The 16,178-nt window shown below is 69.6% G+C and carries 21 protein-coding genes; 5 read left to right on the top strand and 16 right to left on the bottom strand.

The features are described 5' to 3' along the window. Positions 1 to 79 precede the first annotated feature (79 nt). The gene (locus AC4NN1_RS10835; RefSeq protein WP_116227705.1) at positions 80 to 598 is read left to right on the top strand and encodes a hypothetical protein; all 519 of its coding nucleotides are present in this window, start codon (positions 80 to 82) and stop codon (positions 596 to 598) included. A 57-nt stretch (positions 599 to 655) separates the two neighbouring features. Here AC4NN1_RS10835 and AC4NN1_RS10830 read toward each other — a convergent pair whose 3' ends face one another. Genes AC4NN1_RS10830 through AC4NN1_RS10820 form a run of 3 tightly spaced genes read right to left on the bottom strand, consistent with a single transcriptional unit; the run spans position 656 to position 3,141 of the window. Next, positions 656 to 1,060 carry an arsenate reductase ArsC gene (locus AC4NN1_RS10830; protein ID WP_020098422.1) on the bottom strand — a complete coding sequence of 135 codons (405 nt, stop codon included), beginning with the start codon at positions 1,058 to 1,060 and terminating at the stop codon, positions 656 to 658. Beyond that, positions 1,057 to 1,812 (bottom strand): MIP/aquaporin family protein, encoded by a 756-nt coding sequence (locus tag AC4NN1_RS10825; RefSeq protein WP_491955294.1) that lies wholly within the window; start codon positions 1,810 to 1,812, stop codon positions 1,057 to 1,059. The genes AC4NN1_RS10830 and AC4NN1_RS10825 overlap by 4 nt, the downstream gene beginning before the upstream one ends. 9 nt (positions 1,813 to 1,821) lie before the next feature. After that, positions 1,822 to 3,141 (bottom strand): FAD-dependent oxidoreductase, encoded by a 1,320-nt coding sequence (locus tag AC4NN1_RS10820; RefSeq protein ID WP_491955293.1) that lies wholly within the window; start codon positions 3,139 to 3,141, stop codon positions 1,822 to 1,824. 93 nt (positions 3,142 to 3,234) lie between these two features. Here AC4NN1_RS10820 and AC4NN1_RS10815 point away from each other — a divergent pair, with 93 nt between their 5' ends. The 3 genes from AC4NN1_RS10815 (at position 3,235) to AC4NN1_RS10805 (ending at position 5,047) form a co-directional block, all read left to right on the top strand. Continuing rightward, a complete protein-coding gene (locus tag AC4NN1_RS10815) occupies positions 3,235 to 3,585 on the top strand; it encodes an ArsR/SmtB family transcription factor (protein WP_026302933.1) in 351 nt (116 codons plus the stop codon). Continuing rightward, positions 3,582 to 4,085, top strand: coding sequence for a GNAT family N-acetyltransferase (locus AC4NN1_RS10810; protein WP_116227707.1), 504 nt, complete (start codon positions 3,582 to 3,584; stop codon positions 4,083 to 4,085). Before AC4NN1_RS10815 ends, AC4NN1_RS10810 begins: the two co-directional genes overlap by 4 nt. A gap of 341 nt (positions 4,086 to 4,426) precedes the next feature. Continuing rightward, positions 4,427 to 5,047 (top strand): hypothetical protein, encoded by a 621-nt coding sequence (locus AC4NN1_RS10805; RefSeq protein WP_336125205.1) that lies wholly within the window; start codon positions 4,427 to 4,429, stop codon positions 5,045 to 5,047. A gap of 568 nt (positions 5,048 to 5,615) precedes the next feature. Here the strand turns inward: AC4NN1_RS10805 and rpsN are convergent. The 12 genes from rpsN to AC4NN1_RS10745 all read right to left on the bottom strand — a co-directional run bounded on the left by rpsN (position 5,616) and on the right by AC4NN1_RS10745 (position 14,143). Next, positions 5,616 to 5,921: a 30S ribosomal protein S14 gene (rpsN, locus tag AC4NN1_RS10800; RefSeq protein ID WP_018187657.1), complete on the bottom strand. Its 306-nt coding sequence runs from the start codon at positions 5,919 to 5,921 to the stop codon at positions 5,616 to 5,618. 4 nt (positions 5,922 to 5,925) lie between these two features. After that, positions 5,926 to 6,096, bottom strand: a complete 171-nt coding sequence (rpmG, locus tag AC4NN1_RS10795; RefSeq protein ID WP_005051772.1) for a 50S ribosomal protein L33 — start codon at positions 6,094 to 6,096, stop codon at positions 5,926 to 5,928. Further along, the gene (gene rpmB, locus AC4NN1_RS10790; protein ID WP_018187658.1) at positions 6,096 to 6,332 is read right to left on the bottom strand and encodes a 50S ribosomal protein L28; all 237 of its coding nucleotides are present in this window, start codon (positions 6,330 to 6,332) and stop codon (positions 6,096 to 6,098) included. Before rpmB ends, rpmG begins: the two co-directional genes overlap by 1 nt. Positions 6,333 to 6,503: 171 nt before the next feature. Continuing rightward, on the bottom strand, positions 6,504 to 7,130 hold the full coding sequence (locus AC4NN1_RS10785) for a HEAT repeat domain-containing protein (protein WP_020098417.1): 627 nt from the start codon (positions 7,128 to 7,130) through the stop codon (positions 6,504 to 6,506). 85 nt (positions 7,131 to 7,215) lie between these two features. Further along, entirely contained in the window at positions 7,216 to 7,881 is a 666-nt protein-coding gene (locus AC4NN1_RS10780) for a DNA-3-methyladenine glycosylase (protein ID WP_311868366.1), read from the bottom strand. Next, positions 7,878 to 9,266 (bottom strand): hypothetical protein, encoded by a 1,389-nt coding sequence (locus AC4NN1_RS10775; RefSeq protein ID WP_491955292.1) that lies wholly within the window; start codon positions 9,264 to 9,266, stop codon positions 7,878 to 7,880. Before AC4NN1_RS10775 ends, AC4NN1_RS10780 begins: the two co-directional genes overlap by 4 nt. Beyond that, entirely contained in the window at positions 9,256 to 10,023 is a 768-nt protein-coding gene (locus AC4NN1_RS10770; RefSeq protein WP_491955291.1) for a TIGR03943 family putative permease subunit, read from the bottom strand. Before AC4NN1_RS10770 ends, AC4NN1_RS10775 begins: the two co-directional genes overlap by 11 nt. Before the next feature lie 4 nt (positions 10,024 to 10,027). After that, positions 10,028 to 11,059: a permease gene (locus tag AC4NN1_RS10765; RefSeq protein WP_491955290.1), complete on the bottom strand. Its 1,032-nt coding sequence runs from the start codon at positions 11,057 to 11,059 to the stop codon at positions 10,028 to 10,030. Then, complete coding sequence (locus AC4NN1_RS10760; RefSeq protein ID WP_018187664.1) at positions 11,049 to 11,477, bottom strand: Fur family transcriptional regulator; 429 nt, start codon at positions 11,475 to 11,477, stop codon at positions 11,049 to 11,051. The genes AC4NN1_RS10765 and AC4NN1_RS10760 overlap by 11 nt, the downstream gene beginning before the upstream one ends. 10 nt (positions 11,478 to 11,487) lie before the next feature. Beyond that, on the bottom strand, positions 11,488 to 12,387 hold the full coding sequence (locus tag AC4NN1_RS10755; protein ID WP_018187665.1) for a metal ABC transporter permease: 900 nt from the start codon (positions 12,385 to 12,387) through the stop codon (positions 11,488 to 11,490). Then, positions 12,384 to 13,196, bottom strand: a complete 813-nt coding sequence (locus AC4NN1_RS10750; protein ID WP_116227712.1) for a metal ABC transporter ATP-binding protein — start codon at positions 13,194 to 13,196, stop codon at positions 12,384 to 12,386. The genes AC4NN1_RS10755 and AC4NN1_RS10750 overlap by 4 nt, the downstream gene beginning before the upstream one ends. Continuing rightward, positions 13,193 to 14,143: a metal ABC transporter solute-binding protein, Zn/Mn family gene (locus tag AC4NN1_RS10745; RefSeq protein ID WP_491955289.1), complete on the bottom strand. Its 951-nt coding sequence runs from the start codon at positions 14,141 to 14,143 to the stop codon at positions 13,193 to 13,195. The genes AC4NN1_RS10750 and AC4NN1_RS10745 overlap by 4 nt, the downstream gene beginning before the upstream one ends. A 169-nt stretch (positions 14,144 to 14,312) precedes the next feature. On the opposite strand from AC4NN1_RS10745, the gene AC4NN1_RS10740 reads away from it, so the two are divergent. After that, positions 14,313 to 14,741: a BLUF domain-containing protein gene (locus AC4NN1_RS10740; protein ID WP_020098408.1), complete on the top strand. Its 429-nt coding sequence runs from the start codon at positions 14,313 to 14,315 to the stop codon at positions 14,739 to 14,741. 17 nt (positions 14,742 to 14,758) lie between these two features. On the opposite strand, the gene AC4NN1_RS10735 is transcribed toward AC4NN1_RS10740, so the two are convergent. Continuing rightward, complete coding sequence (locus tag AC4NN1_RS10735; RefSeq protein ID WP_116227715.1) at positions 14,759 to 16,093, bottom strand: dihydrolipoamide acetyltransferase family protein; 1,335 nt, start codon at positions 16,091 to 16,093, stop codon at positions 14,759 to 14,761. Positions 16,094 to 16,178: the final 85 nt, after the last annotated feature.

Genomic DNA, 16,178 nt, shown 5'->3' with positions numbered 1-16,178 from the left:
GAGGTCCCCGCTCCAGCGACAGGCTGGGGCAGCCGACGGTTTCTGTGCGACGCCCAGGCCGGAGGCGTAACGTCGGTTCATGAATGCAAAAGTGAAGAGCGCGGGCAGTGGCCCCGCCTTGTTGGGCCTCCGGTCGATCCTGGTCACCACCCTCCCGTCGGAGCTGATGACCGTCGATGCACCCGACCGATACACCGTCGAAGCTGTCTTCACCCGCAGGGTGGAGCCGGATGAGGTAGCCGATATTCAAGGAAACGAGACTCGCGCGCAGCTGTCCGCGCACGGGTACTCGACCGCGGAACTGCGGGTGTCCGACCGTCGGCTTGAGATCCACAACACCAATCTCGAAGAGCTCCGTGATGGACTCGCCTCCGTGATCGCACAGCGCCTGGGCGACATCGACACTCATCTGGCGATCCAGCGAAACGCCGACGCCCACCGGTTCCAGGACGCGTCGCATCAGGAAAAGGCGCGCGCCGCCGCGGTTGCAGTGCTAGCCGAATCGATCGCATTCACGCCGCCAGATGCAGGCGACCTGAGTGACGAGAGCGCGCGGGTAAGCGACTGGATGGAAGAAGGTGGATCAGGCCGCGACTGAGAGCGATGACCCGGCAACTCACCGTCAGCGCCCGCGACGATGGCGTGGCGCGAAAACCTAGAGCAGGCTGGCGACGAGTCCTTCGACCCGCCCGCGGATGTCGTCGCGGACCTCACGGACGACGTCGAGGGGCTGCCCGGCGGGGTCGGTGAGTTCCCAGTCCTCGTAGCGCTTACCGGGGAAGATCGGGCAGGCGTCGCCGCATCCCATCGTGATGACGACGTCGGCCTGACGCACGGCGTCGGTGGTCAGGATCTGGGGGACGGCACCGGCGAGGTCGATGCCTTCCTCCGCCATGACGGCGACGGCGTTCGGGTTCACGGCGTTGCCGGGCTCACTCCCGGCAGAGAACACGTCGATGCGGTCTCCGGCGATCGCGCGGAGGTATCCGGCCGCCATCTGCGATCGGCCGGCGTTGTGGACGCAGACGAAGAGGACGGCGGGCTTGGTGGTCTCGGTCATGAGTGCTCCTGCGGGGTGGTTTCGGGTTCGGTGGGGATGACGGCACGGCCGGCTGCGCGTGTGGCTGTCGGCTGGAGGACGAGGAGGAGGCCGAGCCCGATGGAGGCGCCGACGAGTTGCGCCAGGATGAACGGCACGGCGGATGCCGGGGCGATTCCGGCGAAGGTGTCGGTGAAGATGCGGGCGACCGTGACCGCAGGGTTCGCGAACGATGTCGAGCTGGTGAACCAGTACGCAGCGCCGATGTACGCCCCGACGGCTGCGGCGGTCACGCTCGGCGTGCTCGTACGGGCGAGGGTGAAGATCAGCAGCACGAGCCCGGCGGTGGCGACGACTTCTCCGATGAGCTGCCCGGGAGTTGCTCGCTGATGCGTCGAGAACGCGGGCGCGACGTCGAACATCACGCCCGCCAGGAGCGTCCCGGCGACGCCGCCCGCGAGCTGAGCGGCCAGGTAGCCCCCGAGGTCGGTCGTGGGAAGGCCACCGGCGCGGCGCCGACCGAGCACCCAGTCCGCGAGCGAGACGGCGGGGTTGAGATGCGCCCCTGACACGGGGCCGAGCATGAGGATCAGCACAGCGAGGCCGAGAGCCGTGGCGAGGCTGTTCTCGAGCAGTTGCAGGCCGACGTCGTTCGGGGACAGTCGCTGGGCGGCGATCCCCGAGCCGACGACGACGGTGACGAGCATCCCCGTTCCGATGAACTCGGCCAGCATCCGGCGCGCCAGCGGTGGCCGAGACGATGCAGTGTGCATATCCACGGATCAGACGGATGCCGGGGCGCGGCCGACTTGCACGAGCGCGACAGGCGGGGCGCAGCACGCCCCACCGAGCGAGGCTCCGGACGCATCGAACAGTCCCGCGCCGCCGCACGCGCCCGTGTCCGGCAGGACCAGCTCTACGCGGCGGGCGGCTTCGTGATCGCCTGCCAGCTCGGCCACGACGCTGCGCACCTGCTCGTACCCGGTGAGGGCGAGGAACGTCGGCGCACGACCGTAGGACTTCGCCCCGACGAGGTAGAAGTTCTGCTCCGGCTGAGCGAGGTCCGCGGCGCCCGTCGCGGCGACGGAACCGCACGAGTGGACGTTCGGATCGACCTCCGCGGCGATCCGCACCGGCGCCTGGAGTGTCGGGTCGAGCTCCAATCGCAGCTCGGAGAGGAACGACAGGTCGGGACGGAACCCGGTCAACACCACGACGCGGTCAGCGGTGAGGGTGCGACCGTCCTCCGCGACCACGGTGGGTCGCTCTCCGTCATGAGTGACCCGCTCGACGCGGAACCCGGTGACGAGGGAGACGAGACCGGCATCGACATACTCTTTCGCCCGGATCCCCAAGGCGCCGCGCGCAGGCAGCTCGTCGGCATCCTCTCCGCCGAACGTGTTGCCGGCGGTCGCGCGGCGCAGCGCCCAGGTCACGGTCGTCGAGGGGTCGCGACGAGCCATACGGGCGAGGGCCAGGACGGCGGTCACCGCGGAGTGCCCGGAGCCGATCACGATCGTGTGCTTGCCGGAGAAACCCGCCCGATCGCGGAAGTCGGGGATGCGGTACGAGAGCAGGTCCGCCGCGGAGGCCTCCCCCAGCGCGGGCAGGCCGTCGGCTCCGGCAGGGTTCGGACTGGCCCACGTGCCGGATGCGTCGATCACGGCCCGCGCCTGCAGCCGGTACTCCTCCCCCTCGGAGGGCGAGATGTGGACCGTGAACGGCTGCTCCCCGCGGTCGGCATCGACGAGCCGGTCCCGACCCATCCGGGAGACACCCGTAACGCGGGAGCCGAAGCGGATCCGATCACCCAACGCCGTAGAGAGGGGGGCGAGGTACTTCCCGATCCACTGGTCGCCGGTGGGGTATCCGGCAGCGGGCGCCTGCCACCCCGACGTGCGCAGAAGGCGGGCGCCGGCTGCGTCGATGAGCTCGGGCCATTCGGAGAACAAGCGGACGTGGCCCCACTCCGCGACAGCCGCAGCAGGAGCAGCACCGGCCTCGAGGACCACGACGGGCATGTTCCGCTCGACGAGGTGTGCCGCAGCGGCGAGCCCTTGCGGACCCGCACCGATGACGACGACGGGCAGGACATCGTCCACCTGGGGCCTCCTCACACGCATCGACAAAGCTCGATGGATAGAGGATGCACAGATCCATCGACAGATGTCAATACGACGTGAGAAGATGACCGCATGCCTGCACACCTCCCGCTTCTCGCCCCGTCCGAAGGTGCAGTGTGCTGCGGGACGGTCACGGGCAGTGTGATCTCGGTAGAGGATGCGGAGCGAACCGCGCGGGTCTTCAAAGCGCTGGGCGACCCCACCCGTGTGCGTCTGCTCTCCCTGATCGCCGCCTCCGCCGACGGCGAGGCGTGCATCTGCGATCTCACCGAGCCCGTCGGACTGTCTCAGCCGACCGTCTCCCATCACATGAAGCAGCTCGTCGACGCGGGACTCGCGACGCGCGAGCAGCGGGGCCGATGGGCGTACTACCGCGTCGTCACCGACGCGCTCGACGCGGCATCCCAGACCCTCCGCCCATGACCGACGCCACCATCCGGGCCCTGACCGCGCACGACTGGCCCCAGGTGGAGTCGATCTACCGCGAAGGCATCGCAGCGGGGAACGCGACCTTCGAGAGCGCACCCCCGTCGTGGGAGGAGTTCGACCGAGCAAAGCTCCAGGTCGGCAGACTCGTCGTTGCCGACCCCACCGGCATGGTGCTCGGCTGGATCGCCGGTTCCCCCGTCTCGACGCGTGAGGTCTACCGAGGGGTCGTGGAGCATTCCGTCTACGTCGCCGATAGCGCCCAGGGCCGGGGCGTCGGCAGAGGTCTCCTCGAGGCTTTCGTGACGGATGCCGCCGCCGCCGGCATCTGGATGGTCCAAGCGAGCATCTTCCCCGAGAACATCGCCAGCTTGACGCTGCACGAGCGGGCCGGTTTCCGCCAGGTCGGTCGCCGCGAACGCATCGCGTACATGACTCACGGCCCGTGGGCCGGCACCTGGCGCGACACGATCCTCATCGAACGTCGGGCCGACTGAGCCCCCGGAAACGACGAAGCTGTGCTTACCAGCTCGACTTGGTCATGCCGGGCAGCTCGTCACGGTGCGCCATCTCGCGGAGGCGGACACGGGATCGGCGGTTCGATCTACCGCCGGTCGAGCCGAGCGGACTCGGCGCCGAGCAATTGGCCCGAAACGGAGCACCCGTCTCCGGGCACCGATCGTCATGGCCACACACCCGGCTTACTGACGTGTCCCCCGAACGGCCGATGGTGGTCCAAGTGGCGGGGACCTAGTGTCGAAGACACGAACGCGCGAACAACGTTCGGCTGCAAGCAAAGCCCGCTTCCAGCGACGCGCGCCGAGGAAGAGCGGTCCCTATGCACCTGAACAAGAGAGCTCTGCTCATCGCCGCAACCACCGCAGCTCTCGTCTTGGCTGGCCCCGCGGCGGCTCAAGCCCAGCCGGTCGAGGACCCTGTAAGCCCCTCTGCCGTCGCCACGTTGGTAGCCGGTGACCCGGCCATGGAGTACGTGTCGATAAACGAGGCGGAGGAAGCGTACGGTTTCGACGCGCGGGCTGAGGAAAGCGATCCGGCGAGTAGCGACGAGCCGATCTTCATGCCCCTTTGGTCCTGGTGGGGGTGCGACTGGCACGGTCAGGCTGACTATCCCCACAAGACAAACGGCGAGGCCTCCGTGCACGGGTATTGGGTGAAAGACGGTGGCGACTGTCCAACTACCGGGACCGTGACCGCTGAGCTGCAAGCTCTGGCCTGTAGCTCGCTTTACGGATGCACCTGGATTACTCAGGCCTCCCACACAGTCGAGGGCGTGAAACCTGGATCCGGTACCGGCAAATGGGCAACACCGCACAAGCGATGCGCGAGCTCGAGCGTCGTCGGATGGCGCGGACGCGTCGACACCGCGCTGACCGACTTCTTCGACCCCTTCGGGTGGGACTACGGCGTCAAGAAGGATGTGGCATGCTCACCCGCATGAACCCGCCCGACCACGTTGTCCGATACGTGCCGAACCGACCCGATCGGCTGCAGCAAGAGGCAGCGAAGCGGCTCCCGTTCGCGCTCACGCAACTCACCGCAACAAGCCTCGTGATCGTGTGCGAGCTCGATGATGTGCCGGCAGAGAACATCCGACCATCTCTTCACGTAAGCATCACCCAGTACATCCGCATGTCCGACGGCTCCATGATTCGACTGGACATGGACCGCGGTCTGTCATCGTTCGCGCACGGTCACGCCCGCCCGGTGTCGTGGAGACGCTCACCTGCTGACGTCATCGAGGAGATCCTCACGATCATCAGAGCCGACGAACCCGATCCAGAATCGCTCCCATGGGACGAGTACGCGGAAGCAGCACGACTTCGCGGCGTGAACGTGGACGCCTCCGCGTTCCGGGATCTACCGCACACGGTCCTCCTGTCAGATGACCTCGCGCGGATCTTCGAATTCTGACCCGACCGGGCGGTGAGCTTCCGGCCGCTTCTCGAGAGCCCGCGAGAACGACGAAGCCCCCGTCCGGAGACGGGGGCTTCGTGCGGAAGTGGTGCTTACCAGCTCGACTTGGTCACGCCGGGCAGCTCGCCACGGTGCGCCATCTCGCGGAAGCGGACACGCGAGATGCCGAACTTCGACAGGTGGCCGCGGGGGCGTCCGTCGATGGCGTCGCGGTTGCGCAGGCGGACCGGCGACGCGTTGCGGGGAAGCTTCTGCAGGCCGACGCGGGCGGCCTCGCGGGCCTCGTCGGTCGCGTTCGGGTCCACGAGGGTCTTCTTCAGCTCGGCACGCTTCTCGGCGTAGCGGGCGACGATGACCTCGCGCTGGTTGTTGCGCGCGATCTTGCTCTTCTTCGCCATGCGATCAGCGCTCCTCTCGGAATTCGACGTGCTTGCGGATCACCGGGTCGTACTTCTTGAGCACGATGCGGTCGGGGTTGTTGCGGCGGTTCTTGCGCGTCACGTAGGTGTACCCCGTGCCGGCGGTCGAACGCAGCTTGATGATCGGACGAACGTCCTGAGCCTTCTTCGCCATTAGAGCTTCACACCCTTCGCGAGGAGGTCCTTCACGACCGACTCGATGCCGCGGGCGTCGATGACCTTGATGCCCTTAGCCGAGACGTTCAGCGTGATCTTGCGACCAAGCGAAGGAACGAAATAGGTCTTCTTCTGCACGTTCGGGTCGAAGCGGCGCTTCGTCCGGCGGTGCGAGTGCGAGATGTTGTGACCGAAGCCGGGAACAGCTCCAGTCACCTGGCACACTGCTGCCATAGTGATTCTCCTTAGTACCGTGACACCGGACGGTGCCACCCAAGATCCCTTGTCTGCACCCCGCTCCCGGACACGGCTGTAGGCCGTCTTCTGAGGGTGGGATGCGAACTGCGTGCTGGAGTGCGCGCAGACGAAGAGTCAGTCTAGCACGGCCGGGCGTGTCGCCTTGACTCAGGCGGATGCCGCGGCCACTGCCTCGTCGTACGTCTGCTCCGGGTCGTCCATGAGTCGAGCCGTCACGGCCGCATGGGCGCGCGTGTACGGGCCGCCGGTCGCGAGGGCCCAGTCGACCTGCGGGCGGGCGGGCTCGCCGAGCGTCGCGAACGCCTCGCTGAGGCTCCGCCGAGTGTCGTCCTCGCCGCGGGCGAACTGCGTCGCCAGGGTCGTCGCGAGAGCGGATGCCTCGGCTGCCGGCACGTGCCGGGCCGCCGTGCGCCAGGCCACGCGTGCGACCGCGTCGTCGGCATCCTTCAGGAGGTCGGAGGTGATCGCCGGCCACACGCGCGGCCCGCCGATCTTCGACATGGTGTGCAGCGCCTGCGCGCGGATCTGCGCACCGCGCGAGCCCAGTTCGACGAGGAGCCGGTCGATGACCTCATCGGCGTCGTGCCGGGTCAACGCCCAGGTCAGCATCTCGCGCACGAGGAACTGCGGCTCGATGCGGCACTGCGCCACGAGCACCGGGATGTACTCCGAGCGCGGGTGGGTGCCGGCCGTCATCGCGGCCTGCACACGCGCCGACGGGTCGAGCGACGCGAGCGCCGCCTCGAGGCGGTCTGCGGCGGTGGTGTCGGTCACGGGTCACCTCACGGGGTCGGGTGGGAGGCGGCATCCCACCCTCACGGCAACGCGCCGAGGCCGGCGGGTGTTCCCGGGCGCCGAATCAGCCCGCCGCCTCGCGCGCGCCGCGGCCCCAGCGGAACGCCGACACGGTGGGGTCGCCCGGAATCCAGAAGCGCCACGGGAACGCATCCGTCCCGGCGATCCCCGCGACACCGACCCGGGGTCCCGTCGCGATCTCGGCCAGCGGCTCGGCGAGCAGGAACAGCCGCGCGCTCGCGCCGGCCCGCTCCTCCCCCGTGACCGCGTCGATCCCGTCGTGGATCGGATGCCGGAGCCCCACCGCATCGCCGAGGCGACCCGGCCCGCGGGCCAGGTCGCGCGCGACGCGCGCCGCGGGACGGCGGGCGTGCGCGGCATCCGCTCCGTCGACGACCTCTCCGGCGCGCAGCAGGATTCCGCCGGCGACGCCCTCGGGACCGCTCACGACGTTGACGCACGAGTGGATGCCGTGGCTCAAGTAGACGTACAGATGGCCTGGCTCGCCCCACATCGTCGCGTTGCGGGCGGTCGGCCCCATGCGGGCGTGCGAGCCGGGGTCGACCTGCGGGCCGGTACCCCGCCCGTGGTACGCCTCGACCTCGGTGATGCGGAGCGCCACCGAACCGATCGACGTCTGCACCCGCAGCTCGCCGCCGAGCAGCGCGGGGGCGACCTCGGCCGGGAGCCCTTCGAGCGCCTCGCGCGTCGCGGGAACCAGCGAGGTCATTGCGACGGAGCCTTGCGGCACCACGCGACGTCGAACCCCTCGAGCGTCGTGATCTGCTTCCCGTCGAAGCTGAAGATCCGGGTCTCGAGCTTCTTCGGGAGGGGCAGCGTGTACCCGTCGTACGGGTTGTCGACCACGTCGGGCGCGATGACGAGGGCCGCGTATCGACCGCTCGGCGAGACGCAGGTCTGCAGCAGGCCGTCGGCGGTGTCGACTTTCGCGACGACGCTCGTCTTGCCGGCGGCATCCACTCGCAGGATGTTCGTCCCCAGCGGGTTGAGTCCGTCGAACGGGGTGAGCGCGCGGAGAGTCGAGCCGTCGGACATTGCGAGGACCGACCCGGTCTGGCCGAGGTCGGGGGATGTCGGGGGCAGGGGCTTCTCCTTCGCCGAGGCGAGGTCGACGACGACGGGTCCCTCGAGCCGTTCGATGTAGGCCGTCGTGCCCGAGATGTCGTCGATGCCGGTCGCGTTGCCGAGCTCCACGGGCGCGGCGCCCGTCGACGAGACGAGGCTGAGGGCGCCGTCGAAGGTGAGCATGAGGATGGTGTCGGTGCCCGGCACGAAGCGCCAGTCCTCGACGCGGGGGTCAGCACCGGTGACCTTTATCTCGGTCGGCTTCGCCGCGGGATCGGCCGTCGATCCGGTGAAGAGCAGGCTCTCACGGCCGCCGGATGCCGAGATGTCGGCATCCGTGAAGGTGTAGCCGATCGTGTTGCCCCGCTCGGCGCTCTGCAGGTTCGTGACGACGCCCTTGCCCGGCAGGGTCAGCTCCTGCCGGTGGGTGCCGTCGGTGCGGGTGACGATGAGGTGCGAGACGCCGTCCTTCACGGTCGAGACGACGAGGCGGGCGGCGGTGGCCCGGAAGTCCTCGATGTGCTCGTCCTCGAAGACGGGTTCGTTGTCGCCGTCGAGGCCGACGCGGTAGATCTTGTCGCCGCCCTCGCCGCGCTGCAGGACGTAGGAGTGCACCTTCGGGGTCGAGAACGACTCCTCGACCGTCGAGGTCGGCCCTCCGCCGAGGCCCGCGAGCCGGTCGATGCGGATCGTGTACGTCGTCTCGTCCCAGAGCGGGTCGGTGAAACGGATGCCGACGCTCCGCCCCGACGTGTCGACGGTGAACGGCGCCGCGGGGGTCACGGTGACCTGCGAGGCATCCACCTTCTGCAGCGACTGCGTCGTCTCGAAGATGAGGCGCGAGCCGGCCGAGCTGACCGCGGCCGCGGCGTCGGACTGAACCGAGGTGACGCGGGGACCCTGCAGCGTGGTCACCAGGCCGCCGGCGAGCGCCACCACGCCGAGCACCGCGACGACCGCGAGGACGCGCACCGAGAACCCGCGCGCCCGCCGCCGCTGGCGATGGGAGCGGCGGCTGTCAGAACTCATACGGATCCTTGGGCTCGGCGATCGGCTTCACCGATGCCGCCGCCACCTGCAGCTGCCCGTTCACGTCGCGGATGGTGCCCGTGACGGTCACCCACTGGCCGTCGTCCGGGATGTCGTCGGCCGTGACCGGCAGGCTCGCCGGCTGCGCGTCGATGACGCAGTGCGTGATGATGAGCCGCGTCAGGTCGAAGCCGCCCTCGCCGGGGGCGACGAACCCGGTGAGCGAGATCTCGGTGCCGTCGAACACCTCGGGGTCGGTCGCCGTCGCGAACACGCTCGCCCAGTCGCCGATGCCGAACGAGGCGGTGTCTCCGGTGATCGCCAGTGCCACCGTGTCGGACCCCTGGAACAGCGGTGGGGCTCCCGTGTTGCGCGAGGCCGCGAGCTCCGCCGACAGCGTCGCCGGCGGGACGACGAGCATCGTCGTGGCGACCCCGAGGGCGAGCACGCCGCCCGCGACCGTCGCCGCTGTGCCGACGAGCTGACGGCTCGTGCGCGGCGCGTGATCGTGGTGGTCGTGGTCGTGCGCGGCATCCGCCGCGGGAGCATCGCCGTGGTCGTGCCCGTGGTCCTCGGCCGCGCCGAGCGGCAGCAGGAAGCTCAGGACCGAGCCGACCAGCGCGAGCACCGCCATCGTCACGGCGAACCACGACGACTCGGGGTTGATGTACAGACCGAGCCGGCCGGTCACCGCGAGGGCGATCGTCAGGGCGGCGATGGATGCCACGGCACCGACGCCAAGCATCCGGAACCACACAGTGTCACGCAAGGAGGTTCACCACCCCTCCGATCGCGGCCGCCGCGAGGACGACCGTCGCCACGAGGACGCCGAGCACCCGCGTCCGGAAGGTGGTGCGCAGGAGCGCGAGCATCTTCACGTCGACGAGGGGTCCGACGAGCAGGAACGCGACGATCGCACCGGGGGTGAACGTCGAGGCGAACGACAGCGCGAAGAACGCGTCGACGTTCGAGCAGATCGATACGATCATCGCGAGCATGATCATCGCGGCGATCGACAGGGCCGGGTTCGACCCGATCGACAGCAGCACGTTGCGCGGGACGATGACCTGGACGGCGCCGGCGACGGCGGACCCGATGATGAGGGCCGGCATGACCGCGCGCAGCTCGACGACGAACTGAGCGAGGCTGCGGCGGGCCCGGTCGCCGCTCACGCCCTGCTCGGCCAGACACGCGTCACGGAAGCGGTCGGTGATCAGGGCGTCCTGATCGGGATTCCGGCTGTACAGCCATCCGATGACGTTGGCGATCAGGTAGCCGCCGAGCAGACGGGCGACGAGGATGCCGTCGTCGAGGCCGAAGGCCTGGTGGGTGGTGATGATGACGATCGGGTTGACGATGGGCGCCGCCACCAGGAACGTCAGCGTCTCGGCGACCGAGAACCCGCGCATCATGAGGCCGCGGGCGAACGGGACGTTGCCGCACTCGCACACCGGGATCAGCATGCCGAGGAGCGACAGGACGGCGCGGCGACCCCACGCGTTCCGCGGCATCCACCGTTCGATGACCCCCGGCGGCACCCACACCTGCACGACGATCGACAGGATCACGCCGAGCATGACGAACGGCAGCGACTCGATGAGCACGCTGAGGGCGAGGGTCAGGCCGTCCTGCGCTCGCGTGGGGAGTTCGGGCGACGGGCTCCACAGCGCGACGCCGATGAGCGCGAGGACGGCGAGGAGCCCGAGCCCCAGCCAGAGCGCGCCGCGCGCAGCCGACCCCGGTGAGGGAGTCGACGATGCTCGGGATGCCGCGGGGCGGACCTCAGTCCGCACGAGCCTCAGGCCGGTCGTCGCCCTGCGCGATCCGCGCGGAGCACTCGGCGCACGTGCCGAAGATGTCGACGACGTGCTCGGCGTCGGTGAACCCGTTCGCCGCCGCCGTCCGCTTCGCCCAGGTCTCGACCTCGTCGGCCTGGATCTCGACGGCCTTGCCGCACACCCGGCAGATGAGGTGGTGGTGGTGGCCGGTGCTGGCGCAGGCGCGGTAGATCGCCTCGCCCTCGGGCGACTGGAGCTGATCCGCCTCACCGCTCGCGGCGAGGGTCGCGAGCGCCCGGTAGACGGTCGCGAGACCGATGCCGGTGTTCTCGTCGCGAAGGGCGGCGTGCAGATCCTGGGCGCTCACGAATCCGGGAGCGTCGGACAGCGCCGAGCGCACGCGCTCTCGCTGCCAGGTGTTGCGCTGGGCCATGGGGCGGATTCTACGCGCGGACGCTAGCGACGGGCTGGGTGCGGTGCGCGGCATCCGTGCGCTCCACCCGGCCCCGCCGGTCGCCGACGACACGGCAGACGAGGTAGATGACGAACGAGATCGTCGTGATGTACGGGCTCACGGGCAGGGTTCCGGCGACGGCGAGCAGGATGCCGCCGACCGCCGAGACGACGCCGAACAGGGCCGCGAGCAGCGGGACCGCGACGGGGCCGTGCGCGATGCGCGCCGCGGCGGCGGCCGGCGTCACGAGCAGCGCGAGGACGAGCAGCGCGCCGATGATGTGGACGGCCACCGCGACCGCGAGTCCCAGCAGCAGCATGAACGCGAGCGAGATCAGCCCCGTCGGCACGCCGCGCGCCGCCGCGGACTGCGGGTCGAGCGAATCGAATCGCAGCGGTCGCCAGATCAGCAGAAGCGCCACCAGCACGACGGCGGAGATCGCGATCAGCCAGGTCAGCTGGTCGGACTGCACCGACACGATCTGCCCCGTCAGGAGGCTGAACCGGTTGGCGCTGCGCCCGTTGTAGAGCGCGAGGAAGAGGATGCCGAGGCCGAGACCGAACGGCATGAGCACGCCGATGATCGAGTTGCGGTCGCGGGCGCGCGAGCCGAGCCAGCCGATCAACGCCGCGGCGACCATCGACCCGACGATCGACCCCGTGACGACGTCCGCACCGATCAGGAGCGCTGCCGCCGCACCGGCGAACGAGAGCTCGCTGATGCCGTGCACGGCGAACGCCATGTCGCGCTGCAGGACGAAGACGCCGATGAGCCCGCCGACGAGGCCGAGGATGGCACCCGCCCACACCGAGTTCTGCACGAGCGCGAGGATCTGCCCGTACACGGGTACGCCGCCGAACATGGCGTTCGCGATGTCGTCCCAGTTCATGCGTGGTCCTCGTGATGGTGGTGGGATGCCTCGGCGTCGGGAGCGCCGACGACGACCAGACGGTCGCCCGCTTCGAGCACGAACACGGGAGCGCCGTAGAGGTCGGTGAGGACCTCGGAGGTGAGGACGTCCTTCGGTGCGCCGAGGGTGAACCGCCCGTTCGCGATGTAGAGGATGCGGTCGACCTTGCCGAGCAGCGGGTTGATGTCGTGGGTGACGAGCAGGACTGCGGCACCGCTGCGGCGGTGCCGGTCGATGAGACCGACGACGGCCTGCTGATTCGCGAGGTCGAGACTGGTCAGCGGCTCGTCGCAGAGGAGCAGACGGGGGTCGTCGGCGAGGGCCTGACCGACGCGCAGGCGCTGCTGCTCACCACCCGACAGGATGCCGACGGGTCGATCGGCGAAGTCGGTGGCGCCGATCGCGGCGATCAGCTCGTCGACCCGCTCGCGGTCTCTGCGCCGCGGTATCGGGGGCCCGAAGCGGTGCCCGTTGACGCCCAGGGCGACGAGGTCGCGGCCGCGGAGTGCGGTGTCGCGCGGGAGCGGCCGGGTCTGCGGCAGGTAGCCGATGCCGCGGTTCCCCGCGCGGGCGACCCGCTTGCCGTCGACCTCGACCGTGCCCTCGCTGAGGTCCTCGAGTCCGAGGATGGCGCGCAGAAGGGTGGTCTTGCCCGAGCCGCTGGGGCCGAGGACGGCGATCAACTCACCCGGCTCGACCGTGAGGTCGAGTCCGCTCCAGAGCTCGCGTCCGCCGCGCCGGAGCGCGGCACCCCGGATCTCGAGAGGGGGTGATGCGTGCCGGGTCACCGGGTCAGCGTACCCGCCAGCTCGTCGATGTTCTTCTGCATCCACGTCACGTAAGTCAGCCCTTCGGGCATCACCTCGGTGACTTTCAGCACCGGGATGTCGTTCGTCTTCGCGAGCTTCTCGATCTCGCTGGTCTCGGCACCACCGGTCTGCGCGTTGACGACGACCGTACGGACCTCGCCCGACTCCAGGATCTTCGTGGCCTCGAGCAGCGTCGCCGGCGGGACGTCCTGACCCTCTTCGACGGCTTCGCTGAACGCCTCCGGGGTCGCGTTCTCGAGGCCCGCGGCAGCGGTCAGGTAGAGCGGCACGGGTTCCGTGACGAAGACCTTCTCGCCGTCGTACTTCGCCTTGAGACCGTCGAGCGAGGTCTCGAGACCGCTGATGCCCTCGATGAGGGTGTCGGCGTTCTTCGTGAAGGTGTCGGCCTTGGCGGCATCCAGCGTGCCCAGTTCCTTCGCGATGGCGGTGATGTACTCCTCCATCGTGTGCGGGTCGTACCAGACGTGCTCGTTGAAGCCCTCGATGTGCCCGTGGCCGTGGTCGTCGGCGTGCTGCGGGTCGGCGTCCTCGTAGGCGTGCGAGTACTCGACGGCGGTGAGGACCGGAGCCTTCGTGCCGCTCGCCTCGACGAGCGAGTCGAGGAAGCTGTCGTAGCCGGCGCCGTTCTCGAGGATGAGGTCGGCGTCCGAGATGGTCAGCTGATCGCGGGCGGATGCCTCGTAGGAGTGGGGGTCCTGTGACATCGAGTGGATGATCGACGTGACCTCGACGTCCTTGCCGCCGATGGCCTCGGCGAGGGAGCCGTAGACGTTGGTCGATGCGACGACCTTGAGGGGGGAGGCGTCGCCGCCGGACGAACCGGCCGGTGTCGCCGTGGCGCATCCGGCGAGGACGAGGACGGATCCGGCCGCGAGGGCGGCGAGGGCGGGCACACGAGAGGTCATGTCCCGACTGTACCGCCTGTTGATAACGGTTCTCAAACTCAGCGTGTAACGCTCAGCGGACTCATTGGTCCGTGCCCGGCCGACGGAAACGCCCGCCACCCGGTGTTACTGTCGTCGGACCGGGCGGCACCCGCACCCTCCGGCGCACCATCACCCGGGGGATTCGCACATGACCGAGCAGCTGACCTTCATCGCGTACGCGAGCCGCGCCACGGCATCCTTCGATCACGCGCGCCTGGTCGACCTGCTCACCGAGAGCCGCGCGAACAACTCCCGCGACGGCATCACGGGGATGCTCGTCTACAGCGAGCCCGACTTCATCCAGATCCTCGAAGGACCGGATGCCGCGGTCCGCGCCCTCCTGGAGCGCATCGGCCGCGACCCGCGCCACACCGACGTCCGCGTCCTGCTCGACGAGCAGGTCCCGGAACGCAAGTACGCGACCTGGTCGATGGGCTACGAACCGACCGTCCCCGGCGACGGCTCAGGGGACGCCGTCACCGCCCTGCAGCAGCCCGTCGACGAGCAGTCGACGCGTCGGTCGACCGATGCCCTCGGCGACTGGTTCACGGACAAAGCGGTCGCCGGCCGGGCCTGAGGTCGGCGTCGCCGGTCTCAGTCGAGCAGGAGCGCCGGCTCCTCGAGCACCGACGCGACGTCGGCGATGAAGCGGCTGATGCCGTCGCCGTCGATGACGCGATGGTCGAACGATCCCGACACGGTCGTCACGAAGCGGGGGCGCACCTCGCCGTCGACGACCCACGGCTTCTGCCGGATCGTGCCCATGGCGATGATGCCGGACTCGCCCGGATTGATGATCGGGGTCCCGGCATCCATCCCGAAGACGCCGATGTTCGTGATCGTGAACGTCCCGCCCTGCTGGTCGGCGGGCGTCGTCTTGCCGTCGCGCGCCGTGGTGGTCAGCTTCTCGAGGGCCCGCGCGAGGCCGCGCATGTTGAGGTCCTGCGCGTCCTTGATGTTCGGGACGAGCAGACCGCGGGGGGTCGCCGCCGCGATGCCGAGGTTCACGTAGTGACGCACGCGGATCTCGGCGCCGTTCTCGGTCTCGACCCATGCGGCGTTGATCATCGGCGTGCGGCGGAGGGCCCAGATGACTGCGCGCGAGAAGATCAGCAGCGGCGAGATCTTCACGTCGGCGAAGTCGGGCGAGGCCTTGAGCCGCTTGACGAGCTCCATCGTGCGGGTCGCGTCGACGTCGGTCCAGACCGACACGTGCGGCGCCGTGTACGCGCTCGAGGTCATCGCGTTGGCGGTCGCCTTGCGCACGCCCTTCACCGTGATGGCCTCTTCGCGGGCATCAGCCTGGGGTGCTGCAGGAGCGGGGGCGGATGCCGCCGGTGCCGCGACGGGGATCGAGAGCTCGCGCTCCTCGGGGAGGTCGGGGGTCGCGATGTTGCGGAACACCGAGGCCTGCTCAGCGTGGCGGACGACGTCCTCGCGGGTGACCTCGCCGGCGGTGCCACTCGGCGACACGTCGGCCAGGTCGACGCCGAGGTCGCGCGCGAGCTTGCGGATCGGGGGCTTCGCGACGACGCCCACGGCGCGGGTAACGGGCTTCTCGGCCGGCTTGCGGCGACGCGACTTGACCTCGCCGCCGGTGCCGTAGCCGACGAGCACCGATCCACCGGGCTCCTCGGCGGGCTTCTCACCGTGCTCGGAGCGGCCGATGTCGGCATCCGGCTGCCCCTCGCCACCGGCGATCGTGATGATCGCCGCACCGACCTCGACGGTCGTGCCCTCGGTGGCGAGGATGTCGCCGACCGTGCCGCTGAACGGCGACGGCAGCTCGACGAGCGACTTCGCCGTCTCGATCTCGACGAGGACGTCGTTGACGTCGACGCTGTCGCCGGGCGCCACACGCCACTGCACGATCTCGGCCTCGGTGAGGCCTTCGCCGACGTCCGGCAGGTGGAAGGTCTGCGTGCTCATGTCATCTCCATCCCCGCGAGACTGCAGCCGCGCGCCCAGACAGCGGGCTGACGCCGCAGTCTCGGCGCACACGTGCAGTCTCGCG

This window comes from Microbacterium sp. MDV22-iso44 (genome assembly GCF_058629135.1).
The sequence above is the reverse complement of the archived record's forward strand: the minus strand, read 5'-3'. Positions and strand labels throughout refer to the sequence as shown.